The organism is Acinetobacter sp. 809848 (genome assembly GCF_000581275.1).
Classification (GTDB): Bacteria; Pseudomonadota; Gammaproteobacteria; order Pseudomonadales; family Moraxellaceae; genus Acinetobacter; species Acinetobacter pittii.
This window is the reverse complement of sequence record NZ_JEXG01000122.1, coordinates 1-1,876: the sequence shown is the minus strand read 5'-3', so window position 1 is coordinate 1,876 and position 1,876 is coordinate 1. Positions and strand designations below refer to the sequence as shown.

The window sequence follows — 1,876 nt, the reverse complement described above, 5'->3', positions numbered from 1 at the left end:
GGTTACTTCTATCAAGTGTATTTACATGGAGAAGAATTAACGTTCGTTGTTATAGACCGAGTAGGTAACCGTAGTGATGAAATGAAGTTAAATGCTTTGATGGATACCATTGCACCAAAGCCGATTGAAAACATCATCTTTAATGAAAATGGACAAAATTTTACAGCACAAGCAGAAGCTAATAGTTTTATTGGTGTCAAAAATGCTGCTGGTGAGTTTGTCGGTTATGGTTATGTCGATAGCACTGGTAATGTGTCAGGTTACTTGAATCAAGTTTATTTAAAAGGTGAGGAACTCACTTTTATTGTTATAGATAAAGCAGGTAATCAAAGTATTGAATTTAAGCAAAATGCTTTAACTGATGATATTGCACCGAATCCAATCGAAAATATTATATTTGATATCAATGGACAGAACTTTACAGCGCAAGCGGAAGCAGATAGTCGAATCGAAGTTAAAAATGCTGTTGGTGAGGTGGTAGGATCTGGTTCAACCGATAACATGGGTAATGTTTCTGGTTACTTCTATCAAGTGTATTTACATGGAGAAGAATTAACGTTCGTTGTTATAGACCGAGTAGGTAACCGTAGTGATGAAATGAAGTTAAATGCTTTGATGGATACCATTGCACCAAAGCCGATTGAAAACATCATCTTTAATGAAAATGGACAAAATTTTACAGCACAAGCAGAAGCTAATAGTTTTATTGGTGTCAAAAATGCTGCTGGTGAGTTTGTCGGTTATGGTTATGTCGATAGCACTGGTAATGTGTCAGGTTACTTGAATCAAGTTTATTTAAAAGGTGAGGAGCTCACTTTTGTTGTGATTGATCAAGCTGGTAATCGTAGTGTTGAAGTAAAACAAACAGCCTTTCTTGATAATACGGCACCAGAAAATGCGACTAATTTAGTATTTAGCGAAGATGGTTCATATCTAACTGGTATGGCTGAGCCCAATTCTACGATTCAAATAATTGATCAGAATGGTCAATTATTAAATCTTTGGAATAATAATGTTAATTGGGATGGAACATTTAACCTCTATTTAAATAGTAACTACATGCATGGAGAAGTATTTAAAGTAGTTGTAGTTGATCAGGCTGGTAATTTGAGTGACGGGGTTACTGTAAAAGCACCGCTTGATGATATTGCTCCTGTAGCTGCAAGTAATCTTACATTCAATGAAGATGGTTCGTCCCTTTCTGGTGTGGCTGAGCCGAATACCTTCATCCAGATTTTTGACCAAAATGGTCAGCAAGTGAATACCTGGAATCAGAGTGTAAACGCTGATGGTACATTCAACATTTCTCTAGGTAACTACAATTTACATGGTGAAGAATTTACAGTCATTGTTAAAGACCTTGCTGGAAATGTGAGTGAAGCTGTTTCAGTTAAGGCGCCGCTTGATGATATTGCCCCAAATCCGATTAAAAATATTGTACTTAATGCGAACGGTCAAAACTTTACAGCACAAGCGGAAGCAAATAGTCAGATTGAAATTTTTGACTCATTTGGTAGCCAGATAGGTTGGGGCTCTACCGACAGCACTGGTAATGTGACGGGTTACTTCTATCAAGTGTATTTACATGGAGAAGAATTAACGTTCGTTGTTATAGACCGAGTAGGTAACCGTAGTGATGAAATGAAGTTAAATGCTTTGATGGATACCATTGCACCAAAGCCGATTGAAAACATCATCTTTAATGAAAATGGACAAAATTTTACAGCACAAGCAGAAGCTAATAGTTTTATTGGTGTCAAAAATGCTGCTGGTGAGTTTGTCGGTTATGGTTATGTCGATAGCACTGGTAATGTGTCAGGTTACTTTAATCAAGTGTATTTACATGGAGAAGAGCTTACATTTGTTGTAATTGATC

1 protein-coding gene is annotated in these 1,876 nt (G+C 36.7%); it reads left to right on the top strand.

All coding sequences use genetic code 11. From position 1 onward, the window contains the following. Positions 1-1,876: Ig-like domain-containing protein (locus J536_RS24160; protein WP_032064254.1), on the top strand; the 1,876-nt coding region annotated here is incomplete at both ends.